Here is a 1,294-nt window from a genome sequence, read left to right as displayed (position 1 = left end):
CCTCGCGGGCCATGCGTGCGCTCATGCGTTTCTCTCTCGTTTCGTTATTCGAATCTTGGTGCGCCGCCCTCCGGCGCCCGGTACCGCAACTGTGTTGACGACTGTTTCAACCGCTGCTTCAACTGCCCTTTCAACCGCCCTTTTCCGCGATGCCGGCCTGCACGCGCCGCACCACGGTCACGATCGACAGCACGATCAGCAGGCGCCACAGCCAGACGGCGACGCCGCCAACCGGAAAGCCGAGCCCGATCCACAGCGCGAACGCGCCGAGCGCGAGCGCGCGGTCGCTCTTGCCGAACGGGCCGTCGTAGCGGCGGCTAACGCCGACCAGCGGGCCGATCAGCCCCGCGCATTCGACGATCACCGCCGTCAGCGCGAACAGCCAGACGTCTGCCGGAGCGAACGCGGAAATCGCGAGAAACGGCAGCACCAGCGCGACATCGGACACGACGTCGCCGAGCTCGTTCAGGTAGGCGCCGAGCGTGCTCTTCTGGCCGTGCTCGCGCGCGAGCATCCCGTCGATCGCATTGAGCGCCATCCGTGCGAACAGCCACAGCGGGATCAGCAGGAACAGCGCGCGGGCAAACACGCCGAGGCCGGCGAGCGCGCCGACGACGATCGAGCCGCCGGCCGCGAACAGCGTGACCTGGTTGGCCGTCACGCCGCGCTCGGCGAGCGAGTTCGCGAACGGGCGCAGCGTGTTCTGGAATTTGGGTTTGAGTGCGTAGAGGCTCATCGTTTTAATTTGCGCGGCACAGTCGGATACATTTCCCGCCGCCATGCCCCGGGCGGCGAAACGGCCTTGGACGGCCTTCCATGGACGGCCCTAATCGTCGCCGAGCGGCCCCGATGCGTCAAGCGCGCGCCCGGCCCGCACGCGCGGCGCCAATCTGGCGTTCTTGACGGAAACTCGCGATAATCCGCTGGCCCGATCGCTGCGAGATCCATTCGAACTGCAAACGGGCACTCGTGCAACAGCCGATTATCACGCCGCCGAACGGCGCATTCGCCGCGACGCAACAGCGTGTGACGGCGAACCGTCCGATTATCGCGGACCTGCGACAGGCAGCCACGAATTTGAAAAAATTTAAACAAGGGCCGTCCGGCGCGCATCCTGCCGCGCCGGCATTCCGGGGTCCCGCCCGCCGCTCACGCGCAGCGGGCCATGCAGGCAAGCAGGAGGCGCAGCGCCGATGAACATTCTCAACGTCTGGCAGCGCGATTTCCTGCTGTCCATCGTGCGGCTCGTCGCCGGCGCGTATCCGGTCTGGCATCAGGCGCCGCCGTCCCCGAC

At 67.0% G+C, this 1,294-nt stretch carries 1 protein-coding gene and 1 pseudogene; one reads left to right on the top strand and one right to left on the bottom strand.

The annotated features are described in order from the left end of the window. Positions 1-130: 130 nt before the first annotated feature. The gene (locus tag G3O01_RS44760; protein ID WP_089425120.1) at positions 131-736 is read right to left on the bottom strand and encodes a CDP-alcohol phosphatidyltransferase family protein; all 606 of its coding nucleotides are present in this window, start codon (positions 734-736) and stop codon (positions 131-133) included. A gap of 391 nt (positions 737-1,127) precedes the next feature. Between G3O01_RS44760 and G3O01_RS45825 the strand changes: the two are divergent. Further along, positions 1,128-1,294, top strand: a pseudogene (locus tag G3O01_RS45825) (1-acyl-sn-glycerol-3-phosphate acyltransferase); the annotation flags it as partial.

This window comes from Burkholderia sp. Ac-20365 (genome assembly GCF_017104715.1).
Taxonomy (GTDB): Bacteria; Pseudomonadota; Gammaproteobacteria; order Burkholderiales; family Burkholderiaceae; genus Paraburkholderia.
The sequence above is the reverse complement of the archived record's forward strand: the minus strand, read 5'-3'. Positions and strand labels throughout refer to the sequence as shown.

Bases quoted from the DNA above. Each gene is read 5' to 3' on its own strand.
- G3O01_RS44760 (WP_089425120.1), bottom strand. From the start codon at position 736: ATGAGCCTCTACGCACTCAAACCCAAATTCCAGAACACGCTGCGCCCG.